This window comes from Kitasatospora sp. NPDC096128 (assembly GCF_040303105.1).
Lineage (GTDB): Bacteria > Actinomycetota > Actinomycetes > Streptomycetales > Streptomycetaceae > Kitasatospora.
In genome coordinates, this window is the sequence record NZ_JBEOSP010000002.1 from 168,959 (window position 1) to 185,666 (window position 16,708).

The 16,708-nt window shown below is 73.5% G+C and carries 12 protein-coding genes; 4 read left to right on the top strand and 8 right to left on the bottom strand.

Annotated elements, in window-relative coordinates:
* Window positions 1–68: 68 nt before the first annotated feature.
* The 7 genes from ABTY61_RS03210 to ABTY61_RS03240 form a co-directional block, all read right to left on the bottom strand.
* Window positions 69–1,754 (bottom strand): ABC transporter ATP-binding protein, encoded by a 1,686-nt coding sequence (locus tag ABTY61_RS03210; protein WP_350503184.1) that lies wholly within the window; start codon window positions 1,752–1,754, stop codon window positions 69–71.
* Window positions 1,751–2,740 (bottom strand): ABC transporter permease, encoded by a 990-nt coding sequence (locus tag ABTY61_RS03215; RefSeq protein ID WP_350503185.1) that lies wholly within the window; start codon window positions 2,738–2,740, stop codon window positions 1,751–1,753. The genes ABTY61_RS03210 and ABTY61_RS03215 overlap by 4 nt, the downstream gene beginning before the upstream one ends.
* On the bottom strand, window positions 2,737–3,789 hold the full coding sequence (locus ABTY61_RS03220) for an ABC transporter permease (RefSeq protein ID WP_350503186.1): 1,053 nt from the start codon (window positions 3,787–3,789) through the stop codon (window positions 2,737–2,739). The genes ABTY61_RS03215 and ABTY61_RS03220 overlap by 4 nt, the downstream gene beginning before the upstream one ends.
* A gap of 43 nt (window positions 3,790–3,832) precedes the next feature.
* Complete coding sequence (locus ABTY61_RS03225; protein WP_350503187.1) at window positions 3,833–5,551, bottom strand: ABC transporter substrate-binding protein; 1,719 nt, start codon at window positions 5,549–5,551, stop codon at window positions 3,833–3,835.
* 163 nt (window positions 5,552–5,714) lie between these two features.
* Window positions 5,715–5,807, bottom strand: a complete 93-nt coding sequence (locus ABTY61_RS03230) for an Ms4533A family Cys-rich leader peptide (RefSeq protein WP_350503188.1) — start codon at window positions 5,805–5,807, stop codon at window positions 5,715–5,717.
* 147 nt (window positions 5,808–5,954) lie between these two features.
* Entirely contained in the window at window positions 5,955–6,665 is a 711-nt protein-coding gene (locus tag ABTY61_RS03235; protein ID WP_350503189.1) for a hypothetical protein, read from the bottom strand.
* A 241-nt stretch (window positions 6,666–6,906) separates the two neighbouring features.
* Window positions 6,907–9,816 carry an AAA family ATPase gene (locus ABTY61_RS03240; protein WP_350503190.1) on the bottom strand — a complete coding sequence of 970 codons (2,910 nt, stop codon included), beginning with the start codon at window positions 9,814–9,816 and terminating at the stop codon, window positions 6,907–6,909.
* A 195-nt stretch (window positions 9,817–10,011) separates the two neighbouring features.
* Here ABTY61_RS03240 and ABTY61_RS03245 point away from each other — a divergent pair, with 195 nt between their 5' ends.
* The 4 genes from ABTY61_RS03245 (at window position 10,012) to ABTY61_RS03260 (ending at window position 15,464) form a co-directional block, all read left to right on the top strand.
* Entirely contained in the window at window positions 10,012–10,686 is a 675-nt protein-coding gene (locus ABTY61_RS03245) for a cutinase family protein (protein ID WP_350503191.1), read from the top strand.
* A gap of 162 nt (window positions 10,687–10,848) precedes the next feature.
* Entirely contained in the window at window positions 10,849–11,787 is a 939-nt protein-coding gene (locus tag ABTY61_RS03250; RefSeq protein WP_350503192.1) for an RNA-guided endonuclease InsQ/TnpB family protein, read from the top strand.
* Window positions 11,788–11,836: 49 nt separating this feature from the next.
* On the top strand, window positions 11,837–14,323 hold the full coding sequence (locus tag ABTY61_RS03255) for a penicillin acylase family protein (protein WP_350503193.1): 2,487 nt from the start codon (window positions 11,837–11,839) through the stop codon (window positions 14,321–14,323).
* Between the two features lie 52 nt (window positions 14,324–14,375).
* Window positions 14,376–15,464, top strand: a complete 1,089-nt coding sequence (locus ABTY61_RS03260) for an alpha/beta hydrolase (protein WP_350503194.1) — start codon at window positions 14,376–14,378, stop codon at window positions 15,462–15,464.
* A gap of 91 nt (window positions 15,465–15,555) precedes the next feature.
* Here ABTY61_RS03260 and ABTY61_RS03265 read toward each other — a convergent pair whose 3' ends face one another.
* Window positions 15,556–16,593 carry an AfsR/SARP family transcriptional regulator gene (locus ABTY61_RS03265; RefSeq protein WP_350503195.1) on the bottom strand — a complete coding sequence of 346 codons (1,038 nt, stop codon included), beginning with the start codon at window positions 16,591–16,593 and terminating at the stop codon, window positions 15,556–15,558.
* Between the last annotated feature and the right edge of the window lie 115 nt (window positions 16,594–16,708).

Here is a 16,708-nt window from a genome sequence, read left to right on the forward strand (position 1 = left end):
AGTCCCCCGCACCGGACGGTGCGGGGGACGAACCCCGGGCGGAGGCGGGCGCCAGGGCCTGTCCGGCCCTAGACGGCGGCCAGGCGGGCGTGCCGGCGGGCGGTCGCCTCGGTCGGGTCGAGGGCCGGGACGGCGGCCAACAGGTCCTTGGTGTAAGGGTGTTGCGGGGAGTCGTAGACCGTGTCGGCGTCGCCCTGCTCCACGAACCGGCCGGCCCGCATCACCGCGACCCGGTCGCTCACCTGGCGGACCACGGCGAGGTCGTGCGCGATGAAGACCAGGGCGAGCCCGAGGTCGCGCTGCAACTCACCGAGCAGGTCGACCACTTGGGCCTGGGTGGTGACGTCCAGCGCGGAGACCGGCTCGTCGCAGACGATCAGCCGCGGCTCGGGCGCCAGGGCTCGGGCGATGCCGACCCGCTGGCGCTGGCCGCCGGAGAACTCGTGCGGGTAGCGGTGGTACCAGTCGGCGTTGAGCCCGACGCGTTCGAGCAGCTCGCCGACCCGGGTGCGGATGCGGCGCTCATCGCTCTCCCCGGCCACCCGCAGCGGGTCGGCGACGGACTCCCCGATGGTGCGGCGCGGGTTGAGCGAGGAGGCCGGGTCTTGGAAGACCATCTGCAACTCCCGGCGGAGCGACCGCAGTTCCCGCTCCCCGAGGGCCCCGATGTCCCGGCCGCGGTAGTGCAGCCGGCCGGCCGTCGGCTCCAGCAGCCGGACGAGCATCCGGCCGAGCGTGGTCTTGCCGGAGCCGGACTCGCCGACGATGCCCAGCGTCTCGCCGGCCCGCACGGTGAGCGAGACGCCGTCCACCGCGGCCACCGGGGCGGAGCGCCGGGTGAGGCCGCCGCGGGTGGCGAACTCCCGGCGCAGCTCGGTGGCTTCGAGCAGCAGCTCACCTCGGGGCGGGTCGGCGGGCCCGACCGGCGCCTGCGGGGCGTCGACCCGGGGCACCGCCGCCAGCAGCGCCCGGGTGTACGGCTCGCGCGGGGCGCCGAGGACCTCGGCGACCGGGCCGTGCTCCACCGCCCGGCCGTCCTTCATCACCAGCACCCGGTCGACGCTCCCGGCGACCACGCCCAGGTCGTGGGTGACCAGGACCAGCCCGGCCCCGGTCTCGGCGCGCAACTCGTGCAGCAGGTCGAGGATCTGGGCCTGGACGGTGACGTCCAGCGCGGTGGTCGGCTCGTCGGCGACCAGCAGTCGGGGCTCGCAGGCCAGGGCCATCGCGATCAGCACCCGCTGGCGCATCCCGCCGCTGAACTCGTGCGGGCGCGAGCGTGAGCGCCGCGCCGCGTCGGCGATGCCGACCCGGTCGAGCACCTGGACGGCCCGGGCCCGGGCGTCCCGGCGGGAGACCGTCCGGTGGACCCGGACGACCTCGGCGATCTGGTCCCCGACCGCGTAGTACGGGTCGAGGGCGGACAGCGGGTCCTGGAACACCATGGCCGCCAACCCGCCGCGCAGCCGCCGGAGGTCCGCACCCTGGGCGGTGGCGGCGTCGACCCCGGCGACCCGGACCGAGCCGCCGGTGCGGGCGCCCGTGCCCTGGTGCAGGCCGAGCAGGGCGGCGGCGACGGTGCTCTTGCCGGAGCCGGACTCGCCGACGATGCCGAGCGCCTGCCCGGCCGCCAGGGTGAAGGTCACGCCGTCGACGGCGCGGAGGTGGCCACCGTCGGAAGGGGCGGCAGCCGGGGCGCCGACCGGGAACTCGACGACCAAGTCCCGCACGTCCACGAGCAGTTCGTCGCTCATCCCAGCACCACCCTTCGGTCGGTCACCGCGTACAGCAGGTCGGCGACGATGTTGGCGAGGACCACGCAGAACCCGGTGACGAGGACGAGGCCGACGACGGTCGGCAGGTCGATCAGGCTCACCGAGCTGACCAGCAGCTTTCCGAGCCCCGGGAGGCCGAACAGCGACTCGGTCAGCACGGCGGACCCGAACAGCGTCCCGAGGTCCATGGCGGTGAGCGCGATCACCGGGGTGAGCGCGCCGCGCAGTGCGTGCCGGGTCACCAGGTGCCGTTCGCTGACGCCGTACGCCCGGAAGGTCCGGATGTGGTCCTCGGCGAGCGTCTCCAGCATGGCCGAGCGGGTCAGCCGGGCGTACTTGGCGGACTCGATCAGTGCGAGCGAGAACCAGGGCAGCAGCAGGCCCCAGAACCACTGCTGCGGGTCCTCGGTCAGCGGGACGTAGCTGGGGAACGGCAGCCACTGGAGCTGGGCGCAGAGGACGATCAGCAGCACCAGGCCGATGACGAACACCGGGACGGCGGTGCCGGTCAGGGTCAGCGCGGTCAGCAGGCGCTCGCTGAGCCGGCCCCGGCGCAGCGCGGAGAGCAGCCCGGTGCCGACCCCGAGGACCAGCCAGATCACCATCGCGCCGAAGGCCAGCGAGGCCGTCACCGGGAGCCGGGCGGCGATCATGTCGCTGACCTGCTCGCCGCTGCGGTAGGAGACGCCCAGGCAGGGGGCCGGGCAGTGCAGCAGCCCGGTGCCGGCGCTGAAGTCGCGTCCGGCGACCAGGCCCTGGAGGAAGCGGGCGTACTGGAGGTGGACCGGCGCGTCGAGGCCCAGCCGTTCGCGGACCTGGAGGACCTGGGCGGGGCTGCACTTCTCGCCGCAGGCCAGCTGGGCGGGGTCGCCGGGGGCGAGGTAGAAGGCCGCGTAGACGACCAGGGTGAGGGCGAACAGGACGCCGATCATGCCGACGGCCTTGCGGAGCAGGAAGCGGGTCATGCGGTGGCCTCCTCATCGGCCGGGAGGCCGACCGGGAGGCCGACCGAGGGGCCGGTCGGGGGGCCGGTCGGGGACGCAGCCGCCTGCCGCGCCGCGCCGACCCGCAGCCGGGAGGCCGCCCGCGGGTCGAGCTCGGTGCGGACGGCGTCGCCGAGCACGGTGAAGGCGAGCACCGTGGCGAACAGCACCGCGGACGGCAGCAGCACGTACATCGGGTCCGCGCGGAACCAGGTGGTGGCGCCGGAGAGCATCTGGCCCCAGGAGGAGGTCGGCGGCTTGACGCCCACGCCGAGGAAGGACAGCCCCGCCTCGGAGACCACGTTGGACGGCAGCAGGATCGCCGCGTAGGTGATCACCGGCGCGGCCAGGGCCGGCAGCAGCTCCCGGCGGGCGATCCGCCACCGGCCGGCGCCGGCCAGCCGGGCCGCGGCCACGTAGTCGAGCTGCCGGAGGCTGAGCGTCTGCGCCCGGACCAGCCGGGAGGTGCCGGCCCAGCCCAGCAGCCCGATGACCAGGGTGAGCAGCAGCGGGCGGGGGAAGTCGGCGGGCACGACCGCCATCAGCGAGATGGCGAAGACCAGCGAGGGCAGCGCGAGCATCACCTCGGTGGTGTTGCCGATCAGCTGGTCGAGCAGCCGGCTGCCCAGGCCCGCGGCGAGGCCGAGCAGGACGCCGATGGTGACCTGGACGACGGTGGCGCCGACGGCGACGAGCAGCGAGAGCCGGGCGCCGTGGACCAGTCGGGCGAACACGTCCCGCCCGGTGCCCGGTTCGACGCCGAGCCAGTGGTCGGCGCTGACGCCGCCGAGGGAGCCGGTGGGCACCCCGCCGGCCGCCGAGTCCAGCAGGTCGTTGTGGTAGCTGGTGGGGTCCTGCCCCTCGATCGCGCTGAGCAGCGGCGCCGCCACCGCGATCAGCAGGAGCAGGGCGATGACGAGCCCGGCGGCGCGGGCGGTGCGCCGCGCGAGCAGCCGCCGCCACACCTGCCGCCGCCCGGCGGCCGGGGCGGCCGCGCGGGCCTCCCCGGCCGTGGGTTCCTGTGGAGCCATGGTTGTTCGACCGATCCGATCCGTTCCTGTCCGTTCCCGTCCGCTACTTCACCGCGACCTGGGAGATGTCCAGTACGCCGGTCCAGTCGCTGATCACGATGTTGCGGACGTCCTTGCCGGAGAGCCGCTTGTAGACGGGGTGGAACAGCGGGACGGTGAGGGCCTGCTGGCCGATCCGCTGGTCCAGGGCACCCCAGCGCTTGGCCGCCTCGGCGTGGTCGGTGATGGTGTTGATCCGGTCGATCTCCTCGTTCACCGAAGGGTCGTCCAGCTGCGCGGAGTTGAAGTTGTAGCCGTCGGTGACGATCTGCCGGCCGTCGAAGATCGGCGCCAGGAACGGGCCGCCGGACGGCCAGTCGGCGCCCCAGCCGGAGAGGAAGAGGCCGGGCTCGGTGCCGACGGTGTGGATGGTCTTGGAGTACCGGGTGCCGTCCAGGGCGTCGAGCTGGACGGTGATCCCGGCCGCCTTGAGGCCGTCCTGGACGGCGGCGGCCAGGTTGGGGCCGTAGCCCTTGCCGCTCTCGGTGGAGTGGGTGAGCGTGATGGTCAGGCCGTTCGGGTAGCCGGCCTCCTTGAGCAGTTCCTTGGCCTTCTCCGGGTTGCCGGTGGCGCCGGCCGGGAACGGGTCGTACGGCGTGTACCCGAAGGTCTCCTGGGTGGGCAGGTAGGTGGTGGCGGCCTCGGCGAGCGAGGAGCCGCCGGCGGCGTTGACGACCGAGGTGCGGTTGAGCGCGTAGGCGACGGCCTGCCGGACCTTCGGGTCGTCGAAGGGCTTCACCTTGGGGTTGAACGCCAGGTAGTTGACGTAGCCGAAGTGGCCGGTGCCGACGCGGGCGGCGAGCGCCTTGTCGTCCTTCACCTGGGCGAGTTCGGAGGGGCCGAGGTTGGTGTCGGTGGTGACGGCGGCCGCGTCGGCGCCGGTGCCGGCCGAGAGCCGCTGGTTGATCACCGCCGGGTCGAGCCCGGACTGCACGTCGACGGTGTCCGGGTACGCCTTGCGCTGGTCGTCGGTGGCCGCCGACCAGTTGGGGTTGCGCTTGAGGACGAGGTGGGTGCCGTCGTTCTCGTTCTTCTCGACCAGGTAGGGGCCGGAGGCGATCGGGTGGTCCTGGTACTTCGTCCCGGTGTCCTTGGCCTTGGGGACGGGCGCGAACTGGGTCTGGGTGGCCAGATAAGGGAAGTCGCCCTCGGGCTTGTCGAGGTGGAAGACGATGGTCTTCTCGTCCGGCGTCTCGATGGCGTCCAGGGTGCGGCCGTCCTTGTAGGGGCCCTGGTAGTCCGCGGCGCCGATCAGCCAGTCCCGCAAGTACGGTGCTCCACCGGAGAGTTCGGGAGCGAAGGAGCGCTCGATGCCGTACTTGATGTCGGCGCTGGTGATCGGCGAGCCGTCCTCGAACTTGAGGCCGTCCTTCAGGTGGTACGTCCACACCTTCGCGCCGTCCGAGGCGGTGCCGGTGTCGGTGGCGAGGTCCGGGACGACCTTGGTGCCGGCCGCGCCGTCCGCCCGGTTGCGGGTGGTGAGGGTGCGGAACACCAGCGAGGGCACGTTGCCGCCGCCGGAGGTGTACATCCGCGCGGGGTCGAACTGGTCCTGCGGGTTCTGGTTGAGGACGGTGAGGGTGCCGCCCTGCTGCGGTGCGGCGTCCTTGCCGGTGCTCCCACCGCCGTCGGCCTTCGGCCCGCACGCCGCCGCTCCGGCGACGAGGGCGACGGTGACGGTCGCCGCGGCCAGGCGGCGAGGGGTGAAGGTGGTTCGAGACATCGGAAAAGGGGCCTTTCGCTACCGATGGTGTACGGAGGAAGGCGGGCGGCGGTGGGGCCTGGAAAGACGGTGAGGTCTCGGAGGAAGTGCGCGGCACCGCGCCCGCGGGAATGGGGCGACGCCCCGAGGCGGCGATCAGCGCAGCGCTTCGGGACAGGCGGATTCAGCGACAGAGGTTGTCGGCGACGCAGTGCGCGGCCACGCCGATCAGCGCCAGCTCGATGGCGGCGCACTCGATCGGGTGATGGTCGGACATGCCGAGAAGACTGTATGACTTCATGTGGATTGTCAAAGGTCAGATGCGCGCCCGGCCGTCCCGGGAGCGGAAGCGCGGAGGCGGGCCCGCCGGTGCCGTCGTGGACGACACCGGCGAGCCCGCCTCCTGGTTTCCGGGTCGGACGGGTCAGTCGAGGGTGTAGCCGAGGACCCCCTCGGCGACCTGGCCCTCGCAGTTGATGTCGTTGGAGTCGAAGTGCTCGCCGTTGACGAGGCAGCGGCGCAGGACCCGGCTCGGCACGCCCGCCGGCGGCGCGGTGTAGGCGTAGCCGAGCGTGGAGAGGAACTGCTGGCCCTCGCAGTTGCCGGACGGCGAGGTGAAGGTGTCCACGCTGTTCCAGACCTTGCACGAGTAGAGCGGGGCGGTACCGGCGACCTGGCTGCCGTAGAGCCAGCCGAGGCTGCCCTCCAGGAGGTAGCCGGCGGGCGCCGACCCGGTGGTGCTCAGGTGCTCGGGGCCGTTGTACCGGTTGAGGTTGACGGTGCCGGCGGCCGGCTGGGTGGTGCACTGGAGCTGGGCGCTGCCCTCCCAGCTCGTGACCGGCCCGATGGCGGCGGACGCGGCGGCCTTCACGCCCCGGGCCGCGAGCAGGTTGTTGTTGTTCGGCCAGGCCTGCGCCGTGCCCACCTGGAGACACTGGGTGCTGCTGAAACCGGCCGCCTGGGCCTGCGCGAGGGCGTTGTTGAGCGCGCTCTGCTTGGCCTGGGCCGACGTCGAACCGAAGCCGTCGCCCGTGTAGTTGGCCTGGGCCGGGGTCGCCGAGGCGGGGATCGCGGCGACCAGCAGCATGGTTCCGGCGGCTGCGGCGATGCCCAGTGCGCGGGGGATTGCCCTCATGGTGTGGCCTTTCGTCGTTGGATCCGGTGCTGGCCGGCGCGGGTGGCCGGCCCGGGGGGCGTGTGCCGGGGCCGAGTTGCGGGTCACCGAGTCCCCGGCGCCGACCGAGAACCTAACGGCCCGACAGGTCGCCGCTGTAGCCCCCGATATGGGGGGCTTGAGGCCGGTGGGCCGGAGGGTGTCCACTGGCTCTGCTCTGCTCTGCTCTGCCCTGCCCTGCCGGTGCCGGTGCAGGTGCAGGTCAGGGCGCGGCGAACCCGTCCTCCCGCACCCGGGTCGCCAGGTCGATCTTGGTGTAGGCGGGCCGCCCCGCGCGGCGGTACTTGGCCTTGACGCGGTCGAGGTAGTCCTTCGCCGTGTTCGGGGTGATGCCGGCCCGGCGCGCCGCGGACTTGAGGGTCAGCCCCGAGGCGTAGTCGAGCAGGACCTGCAGTTCCTTGGGCGACAGCCGGGGCCGTTCCGTTCCGTTGTCGTGCGCGTGCTGCGAGCCCTGGTCGGCGGTCATCGCGACCTCCCCCGTACCGCCGCAGCGGGCCTGCGAGCCGCCGCGGGCGGCCCGCCAGGGCAGCTCCGACCGGGCCAGCAGGGCGTGCGCCCCGACCTGGCCGAACAGTCGCCGGGCCGCGTCCGTCGCGCTCTCGTAGCCGGAGCGGTCGCCGCGGTCGGCGGCGATGTCGGCGGCCACCAGCTGGGCCATCCCGGCGCGGACCACGAAGCCGGAGGCGGCCAGCCCGTCCGCGGCCCGGCGGGCCAGCGCCGTCGCCCGGTCCTGCTCACCGCGGGCCCGCAGCAGCCGGGCCGAGGCCAGCGACACCACGGCTCCGGCCGCGGGCAGGCCGGCGCTGCGGGCCGCCCGCCCCGCCAGCTCGACGTGCCGGGCGACCAGGGCGGTGTTCCCCTCCGCCGCGTGCACCGCGGCCATCAGGTCGTGGCCGTGGGCCGGCATCGGGTCGCGCCACCGGTCGTCGCCCAGGCTGAGCAGCCGGGCGGCCTCGGCCGCCGTCGGCGGCTGCCCGCAGATCACCGCGGTCTCCACGACGGCGTGCCGGACCACCGCGCGCCACACCGCCGTCGGCGGCTCCGGCTGGCCGAGCAGCAACTCCCGTGCGGGCCCCACGGCTTCCGCTCCGCCCTGCCAGGCCGCGGCCCGCAGCCGGAGCGCCGCCGCGATCGCCAGCGTCTCGGCGGCACCGAGCTCGCGGGCCAGCTCCAGCGCCCGGTCGGCGGCCGCCCGTGCCGCGTCCATCGGGCCCGACATCAGGAGCAACGCCGCGCGCACCGCGTGCAGTTGGGGGAGCACGTAGTGGTGCTGGTGGCGCTCGGCCAGGGCGATGCCGTGCTCGATGCGGTCGGCGGTCCGCTGCCGCCGTTCCAACAGCACGCCGGCCCAGCCGCGTTCGGGAAGGGTGGCGAGCGCCCGGAGCCGGCCGCGCGCGTCCAGCGAGTCGGCGAGCCGCTCCGCCGCGTCCAGGGCCCGGCGGGCGGTCGGCACCGCCCCCTGGCCGATCGCGGCGAGGCTGGTCAGGGTGTGCGCGGCCAGCCGGGTGCCGTCCGAGTCGTCACGGTGGACGGCGGTCTCGATCCGGTGCAGGCTCCGCCTGGTCCGACCGTTCATCAGATCCAGTCTGGCCAACTGGAGTTGGTCGGACGCCAGGACCCCGTCCCGGTCCAGCAGGCCGTAGACCCGGTCCGTCCGGCCGCGCAGCCGTTCCACGAGGGCGACCGGCCCGACGGCCCGCGCCCGGTCCGGGTTCGTGTCGGACAGCAGCGGGCGCAGCGCCTCGGCGGCCTCGTCCAGTCGGCCGGTGAGGGTGAGCGCGCGGCCCAGGAGCACGGTGGCCTCGGTGCGCGGCTCGGTGGGATCCGCCCGCTCGGTGGGATCCGACCGCTCCGGGAGCGCGTCCAGCACGGCGCGCAGCCAGCGGGCGCCGGTCGCGGGCTCGGTTTCGAGGACGGCACGGGCCGCGGCGGTGAGCCTGATCAGGCCTTCCCGGCCCGCCGTGGGCGCCGCGTACTCGGCCTGCCCGGCCCACGCCGCGGGCGGCGCCCCGCACCGGTCGAGGTGGTCGGCGGCCCGCCGGTGGGCCCCGGCCCGCCAGACCGGGCCGGCCAGCCGGTAGACGGCGGCGGCGGGCAGCGGCTGGGCGAAGCGGTAGCGGCCACCGGCCGGGGTGACGCAGCCGTGCCCGGCCAGCTCGTCGAGCGCCTCGTCCACCGCCTGGACGGGAAGGCCGGCCACGGCCGCCACCAGCGGCGGGTCGAATTCCGGTCCGGCCACGGCCGCGGCCCGCAGCACCTCGCGGGCCCGCTCCGACAGCGTGGCCAGCTCCCCGCGCAGCTCCGGTCCGGGCTGCCAGCCGTCCGCGGGCCGCTGGGCCGCGGGACGCTGGGCCCTGGGCCGCCCGATGGCGCGCGGATCGCCCGCGGCCAGCCCGGCCAGCAGCTCGGTGGACACCTCGGCGAGGGCGCGCAGGTAGCGGGGGTTGCCGCCGCTCGCCCCGGCCAGTAATCGGCGGCGCTCCGGTGCCGCGTCCGGCAGCAGCCGGGCGAGCGCGCCCGGACCCAGCGGAGCGAGCTCGATCCACTCCGCGTCGGCGTCGACCAGCGTCCGGGTCAGCCAGGGCGGACAGCCGCCGCTGCGACAGGCCAGCACGACGGTGAACCGCCCGGCCGGCGGGCTCGCGACCAACCGGTCGAGCAGCAGCAATGACTCCCGGTCGGCCCACTGGAGGTCGTCCAGCAGGAGGACGGGCGAGGCCCCGGCGAGCGCCTCCCGCAGCCGCCGGTGCCGCCGGTGCCCGTGCCGGGCCCCTTCGCCGTCCGCCCCGCCGTCCGCCGCGCCGCCCGTCCCGCCTGCATCGTCGGCGAAGCCTTCGAGCAGGCCCCGGGCACCGGTGCCCCAGAGCGCGTCCAGCAGCAGCCCGTACGGCACCGAGCGGCTGCCCCGGGCGGCCCGCGCCTGCCCCACCGGTCGTCCGGACCCGGCCGCCGAGCGCCGCAGTTCGGCCAGCAGCCGGCTCTTGCCGATCCCCGGCGGCCCCTCCACCACCCCGACCGTCGGCCGTCGGTCGTCGGCCTCCAGCAAGCCCGCCAGGCGGCGCAGTTCGTGGTCGCGCCCGGCCAGTTCGTCATCGTCCCGAGAAATCCGCACGAGCTGGCATGAAACCACGTCCGGCACGGATCGCCCAGGCATCGGACACGAAGAGCCCCCGCCCCCGACCGCCGGCCCGCGCGGCGCGCTTCATCGGGATGTCATCGGCCGCTGCGATGGTCGTCCGGTGACCTGGGCCGACCACGCACCGCGACGGAGCGGGCGGGTGGGCCGACCTCGTGGGGAGGAATCGCAATGCAAGCACGAAAGATCGCGGCCGCGTCCGCCGGACTCCTGCTGACGCTGGGGCTGACGGCGGCTCAAGGCGCCACGGCACAGGCGGCGGCCACGCGCGTGGCCGCCCCGTGCGAGGGCACCTACACGATCGTCGTCGGGGGCACCGGCAGCTCGTGGAACAACGACGGCTTCTACGGCAACATCCAGCAGCACGTCGGGTACCCGACGACGATCCCCAACGGCGCGAGCACCCGGGCGGGCGTCAACGAGCTGAACCGGCTGGTCCGCGACCAGCGCGCGGCCTGTCCGGACCAGCACGTCAAGATCGGCGGATACTCGCTGGGTGCCGGGGTGGTGCACGTCTGGGTGACCGAGAACTGGCAGACCTTCGGCAACGTCAACGCCATCCTGGTCGCCGACCCCAAGCGCCAGGGCCCTCCCGGGGCCAACGGCGGGGCCGTGCCGTTCGGCGGCATCATCGGTGCCCCGCTGGCCGGCGCCGACCGGTTCTTCGGCAATGTGCCGGTCAAGACGATCTGCCACTGGGACTACGTCTGCGACGAGTCCGCCGGCATCTGGACCTACCCGAACAACCACGTCAAGAACTACCCCGAAGACTTCAACATGGACCACCACAACGACAGCGCCAACGAGCAGTGGTACAACGGCGCCTGGTACCCGGCGAGCTGGTAGTCGCCCCGGGCCGCCGGGCCCGGAGCCGACTCTCCCTCACCTGATTCTGCCGAGGAGGCCCGGGGCTTCGGCCCCGGGAGGAATCGGTTCCTTGCCTCGGAGCCGCGAAGCGGTGGAGTGAGCTGCGGAGTTCTGGGTGCACGGGTGGTGTACAACGACGCGTTGGCGGCTCGGAAGGAGGCGAGGAAGACCGGGCGGCCGTACCCGAAGAGCGCCGAGCTCCAGAAGCTGGTGATCACCGGGGCGAAGAATACCGCCGAGCGGGCGTGGCTCGCGTCGGTCGGTGTGGATCCGTTGATCCAGTCCCTTCGGGACCTGGATACCGCCTACCGGAACTTCTTCGACTCCGTCTCGGGAAAGCGGGTCGGTCGCCCCGTGGGACTGCCCCGGTTCAAGTCGCGCAAGGACAGCCGGCAGTCGCTGCGGTTCACCCGCAACGGGTTCCGCATCCGGTCCAACGGGAAGCTGAACCTGGCGAAGATCGGTGACGTGCGGGTGAAGTGGTCCCGCGCGCTCCCGGCCGACCCGTCGTCCGTGACCATCGTGCTGGACGCGGCGGGCCGGTACCACGCCTCCTTCGTGGTGGACGTGGAACCCGACCACCTGCCCGAGGCGGACACCGAGGTCGGCATCGACCTCGGCCTGACCACCTACGCCGTCCTCTCCGACGGCAGCGTGCTCGACAACCCACGCTTCCTCCGCAAGGCGGAGAGGAGGCTTAAGGCCGCGCAGCGGGAGCTGTCCCGCAAGGCCAAGGGCAGCCGGAACCGGGCCAAGGCCCGAAGGAAGGTCGCCAGGGCGCATGCCAAGGTGGCCGACAGTCGCATGGACTGGCTGCACAAGGAGACCACCAGGATCATCCGCGAGACCCAAGCGGTGTACCTGGAGGATCTGAACGTGCGCGGCCTCGCCCGGGGCCGTCTGGCCAAGTCCGTCCACGACGCCGGATGGGCCACCTTCCGGCGCCTCCTCGAAGACAAAGCAGGGCGGGGAGGATGTCAACACCTGTCAGTGCCCGGGGAACTGATCCGTTGGCGGAGGGGGCGGGGGCGGTTGCGGGGGTGCCGCCCCCGTCATCGGGATGTCATCGCCCCTCCCTAGCGTGGCCGCGTACGGACAAACCCTCGGATGACAGGGAAGGGACGGCCCGATGGCGCGGAGGGGAATCAAGGCGAGGCTGCCGGTGGCGGTCCTGGCCGCGGCGGCACTGATGGGCACGACGGTGGCGGCCGGACCACCGGCCGGCGGGTCGGCCGCCGCGGGAGCGCCGGACAAACCGACGATCCGCTACACCGAGTACGGCATCCCGCACATCATCGCCGCCGATCTGGCGGGGCTGGGGCAGGGGTACGGCTACGCCGCGGCCAAGGACAACATCTGCACCCTGGCCGACACCTACCTGATGGTCGACGCCCAGCGGTCCCGCTACCTGGGCCCGAACGGCAAGGCCAGCCCCGGCCAGAGCCAGAACAGCACCACCAACCTCAACAGCGACCTCTATTTCCAGCGGATCAACGACAACCGGGTGGTGGAGGGGCTGATCGACCAGCCCGCGCCCAAGGGGCCCGAGCCGGAGGTCAAGGACGCCATCCGCGGCTACGTCCAGGGCTACAACCGGTACCTGGCCGAGACCGGCGTCGACAACATCTCCGACCCGGCCTGCCGGGGCGCGGCCTGGGTGCGGCCGATCACCGAGCTGGACGTCTACCGGCACGCCCACGCCGAGATCATCATGGGCAGTGCCGACCCGCTGCTGGACGGTGAGGTCAACGCCGCACCCCCGGGCGCGTCGGTCGCCGCCCAGCCCGGCGCCGCCCAGCCGGCCGCCGCGGCGCCGCAGCTCTCGCCCGAGGAGACCGGCAACCGGATCCGCGAGGCGATGGCCGCCGCCCGGCAGCAGGGCAGCATGGGCAGCAACGCCCTGGCGGTGGGCTCCCAGGGGGTGTCCGGGGGCACCGGCATGATGCTGGCCAACCCGCACTTCCCCTGGCAGGGCAAGAACCGGATGTGGCAGGCCCAACTGACCATCCCGGGACGCTTCAACGTCTCCGGTGCCAGCCTGCTCGGCCTGCCCGCCGTGAACATCGGGCACAACGACGACGTCGCCTGGAGCCACACCGTCGCCACGGTCGCCCCGTTCGGGCTGTTCGACGTCCAGGTGGACCCGCTGCACCCCACCAACTACCTGGTGGACGGCGTCTGGACGCCGATGACCTCGCAACAGGTCGGGGTCGACGTGCTGAACCAGGACGGTTCCGTCGGCCGGGTCACCAGGACGCTGTGGTCCACCCGGTACGGCCCGATCACCACGTCGCTCCAGGGCAACTCGCTGCCCTGGATCGTGAGCGCCCACGCGGTGCGCGACCCGAACATGGACAACCTGCGGGCGTTGAACACCTGGTTCCACCTCGACCAGGCCAAGGACGTCAACGACGTGGTGAACGCCCTGGAGACCACCGAGGGCGTCCCCTTCTTCAACACCGTCGCCTCGGACCGCAAGGGCAACGCCCTCTACGCGGACATCCAGGCCGCCCCGAACATCAGCGACGCCCACGCGCAGTCCTGTCTGACCCTGACCGGCCAGGTGCTCTTCAACCAGTCGCTGCGGCTGCCCAACATCCCGCCGGTCTCCATCTTCGACGGCAAGCGCAGCGAGTGCGACTGGCCGAACGACCCGAACGCCGTCGCGCCGGGGCTGATGGACCCGCACAAGCAACCGCGGCTGGTCCGCTCCGACTTCGTGGGCAACGCCAACGACAGCGCCTGGCTGGCCAACCCCGAGCAGCCGCTGTCGTTCCCCCGGGTGATGGGCGACAGCGCGGCGCCCCGGACGCTGCGCACCCAGGAGCTGATCCTGACCGCGCAGAACCGGATCAACGGCACCGACGGGCTGCCGGGCCGGGGCTTCACCCCGGAGAACATGCGGCAGCTGCTGTTCGCCGACAACAGCAGGGCAGCCGACCTGGCCCTCAACGCCACGGTGAGCGCCTGCCAGGGCGCGCCGTTCGGGCTCGTCCTGGTGGACGGGAACCTGGTCAACATCAGTGAGGCGTGTCCGATCCTGGCCGCCTGGAACCACAAGTTCACGCCGGACAGCCGGGGTTCCTGGCTGTTCGAGAACGTCTGGTTCTACCTGGGCAACGGGCAGGCGATCGAGAAACTGCCCTGGCGGGTGCCCTTCGACCCCAAGGACCCGGTGCACACGCCCAATTCGCTGGACGCCGGCAACGACGCCGTCCGCAACTCGGTCGCCCGGGCCGTCCTCGCGCTGCGCAACTCCGGCGTGGCGCTGGACGCGCGGCTGTCGGACGTCCAGAAGGTCACCCGCAACGGCGAGCAGATCCCGGTCCCCGGCGCGATGCACGAGCTGGGCGTGCTGAACGTGGTCACGCCCGGCGCGGTCGACGGCAAGTTCGACATCACCTTCGGCTCCAGCTTCATCCAGGAGACGCGGTTCACCGCCGACGGCCCGCCGCAGTCCGCCTCGGTGCTGGCCTACTCCCAGTCGGCCAACCCGAACTCGCCGCACTACGCCGACCAGACCAGGCTGTTCTCGGCCGGCCAGTGGGTGACGGAGCGCTACACCGAGGACCAGATCGCGGCCTCGCCGGCCCTGGAGGTCAAGGTCCTCGACTGAGGCCTTGCAGCGCACGACCAAGCCCACGACGACACCCACGAGGGGGAACACCATGACGAGGACACCGCACCGCTGGCGAAGGCTGGTGGCCCTGCTGGCCGCCGTGGTCGGCATCGTCGGGACGGCCACCGCGGCCGCTCCGGCCCAGGCCGCCGCCGGCACCGGGGCACCGCCGAGGATGACGGACGGGTACGGCCTGACCCAGACCGACCAGGCCGTGGGCGACCGGACCGACTTCTACCTCACCGTGACCACGCCCGAGGTCGCGGGCAAGCACCACATCAAGATCATCCTGCCGAGCGGGTACTACGACGACCCGGCCCGGCGCTACCCGGTGCTGTACTTCCTGCACGGTTCGCCCGACGACCCGATCCAGCAGAACTACCCGGCGCTGACCATGTCCAACGCGATGATCACCGTCATCCCGGACGGCGGCGCCCGCGGCTGGTACGCGAACTGGCTCAACCAGAACACCCCGGCCGGCGCCCAGAACTGGGAGAACTTCCACCTCAACCAGGTGATCCCGTTCATCGACGCGAACCTGCGCACCGTCGCCACCAAGAAGGCCCGGGCCGTCGCCGGGGTCTCCATGGGCGGCTTCGGGGCCTTCCACTACGCCCAGGACCGCCCCGACCTGTTCAGCCAGACCGCCTCGCTGTCGGGGGACATCGACCTCTCGGTGGACTCCATGGACCTGCGGCTGGCCGTCGTCGCCTCCCTGATCGACGCCCAGGGCGTGGTCTGCGGCTCGTCGTCCGGCGCCTGCGACCCGAACAACGACCCCTACAAGCCCGCCGTGGACAGCGACGCCCTGTTCGGCACGCCGTACCCGCTGTTCAACGCGGACTGGCGGTGGAACGCCGCCGACCCGTCCCAGCACATGGACAAGCTCGCGGGCATCGGCGTCTCCGTCTACGTCGGCAACGGCCGCGGGGTGGCCACCGAGCCGGAGTTCTGGCTGGAGGGCGCGTCCAAGCACGTCAAGGACCGGATGGACGCCCTGGGCATGCCCTACCACTACGTCGACTACGGCGACGGCGCCGCCTGGGGGAGCCACTGCAACGGCGCCCACAACGGCGGCTGCTGGGAACAGGACCTGCTGGACCTGATCCCCCGGCTGGAACGCGCCTTCGCCTCCTGACCCCACCGGGCCGCACGGCCCCGACGGGCCCCACCAGGGCGGTTCCCGGTGGGGCCCGTCGCCCGTGCCGGGCGGGACCGGGCAGGAACGCTCACGCCCCGTGCAGGATCAGCCGGCGGGTCCGCCGCAGCACCGGCCCCGGGGGCACCCCCAGGTCCTCGGCGAGCCGGCGGCGGGTGCGGTCGAACACGGCCAGCGCGTCGGCCTGGCGACCGCCCCGGTACAGCGCACCCATCAGCATCGCGGCCACCGGCTCGTTCAGCGGCTGCTCCGCCGACAGGGTGATCAGCTCCGTGACCGCCCGGGCGCACTGGCCCAGCTGGAGCCGCAACTCCGCCCGCCGCTGGGCGACGGCGATCCTGCGCTCGACGAGCCGCAGCCGCTCCAGTTCGGCGAGCGGGCCGGGCAGTCCGGCCAACGGCTCCCCGCCGAACAGGTCCAGGGCCCGGGAGCAGAGGCGGACCGCCTCGGGCAGGTCGCCCGCCCGGTGGGCCGTCCCGGCGGCGGCGACCAGCTCCTCCATCCGCGCCAGGTCCACCTCGGTCGCCCCGGTGGCCAGCCGGTAGCCGTACCGGTCGTGCTCGATCACCGGGACCGGGCAGTCCGCGAGGCGCAGGGTCTTGCGCAGCCGGTAGACGTGGACCGGCACCACATTGGTGACCGGCGGCTCCGACCCCCACACGCCGTCCAGGAGTTCCTGCCGGCTGACGGTCCGCCCCCGGTGCAGCGCCAGGGCCGCCAGCACGGCCTGCTGGCGCAGGTGCCCCAGGTCCACGGCCCTCCCGTCGTGCCAGGCCCGCAGCGGTCCGAGTACGGAGATCCGCACCCTCGGACCGGCCGTCCGGCCGTCGGCGCCCCGGGGCAGCTGGTCCGGCCCCGGCGTACGGGGCCCGTGGCCGGGGGAGACCAGCCCGCAGTCGAAGGCGTGGACGATGGCGGCGGCCCGGTCGCGCAGCCCGAGCTTGCCGAGGATCCGCGCGAGGTGTCCGGCCACGACGTCCTCGGAGACGGCGAGGGCGGCCGCGATCTCGTCGTCCCTCAGTCCGCAGCCGACCCCGTGGAGCACCGCGCGCTCCTGCTGCCCGAGTTCGGCTGCGCCCGGCCGGGCGGTGGTGGCGGTCGTCGGCATCGCTGCTCCCTGCACTCCGCGCCGACCGGTCCGGCCGGCGCCGACGTCAAGGTAGTGGCGGCCGTACCGGGCCCGGAATCCGGAACGATCCGGAGTGGCCCCGGGACGGCCCCGG

Excerpts from the sequence above, each read along its gene's own strand:
- ABTY61_RS03235 (WP_350503189.1), bottom strand. The coding sequence starts at position 6,665 with ATGAGGGCAATCCCCCGCGCACTGGGCATCGCCGCAGCCGCCGGAACC.
- ABTY61_RS03230 (WP_350503188.1), bottom strand. The coding sequence starts at position 5,807 with ATGTCCGACCATCACCCGATCGAGTGCGCCGCCATCGAGCTGGCGCTG.
- ABTY61_RS03220 (WP_350503186.1), bottom strand. The coding sequence starts at position 3,789 with ATGGCTCCACAGGAACCCACGGCCGGGGAGGCCCGCGCGGCCGCCCCG.
- ABTY61_RS03210 (WP_350503184.1), bottom strand. The coding sequence starts at position 1,754 with ATGAGCGACGAACTGCTCGTGGACGTGCGGGACTTGGTCGTCGAGTTC.
- ABTY61_RS03265 (WP_350503195.1), bottom strand. The coding sequence starts at position 16,593 with ATGCCGACGACCGCCACCACCGCCCGGCCGGGCGCAGCCGAACTCGGG.
- ABTY61_RS03225 (WP_350503187.1), bottom strand. The coding sequence starts at position 5,551 with ATGTCTCGAACCACCTTCACCCCTCGCCGCCTGGCCGCGGCGACCGTC.
- ABTY61_RS03260 (WP_350503194.1), top strand. The coding sequence starts at position 14,376 with ATGACGAGGACACCGCACCGCTGGCGAAGGCTGGTGGCCCTGCTGGCC.
- ABTY61_RS03255 (WP_350503193.1), top strand. The coding sequence starts at position 11,837 with ATGGCGCGGAGGGGAATCAAGGCGAGGCTGCCGGTGGCGGTCCTGGCC.
- ABTY61_RS03215 (WP_350503185.1), bottom strand. The coding sequence starts at position 2,740 with ATGACCCGCTTCCTGCTCCGCAAGGCCGTCGGCATGATCGGCGTCCTG.
- ABTY61_RS03245 (WP_350503191.1), top strand. The coding sequence starts at position 10,012 with ATGCAAGCACGAAAGATCGCGGCCGCGTCCGCCGGACTCCTGCTGACG.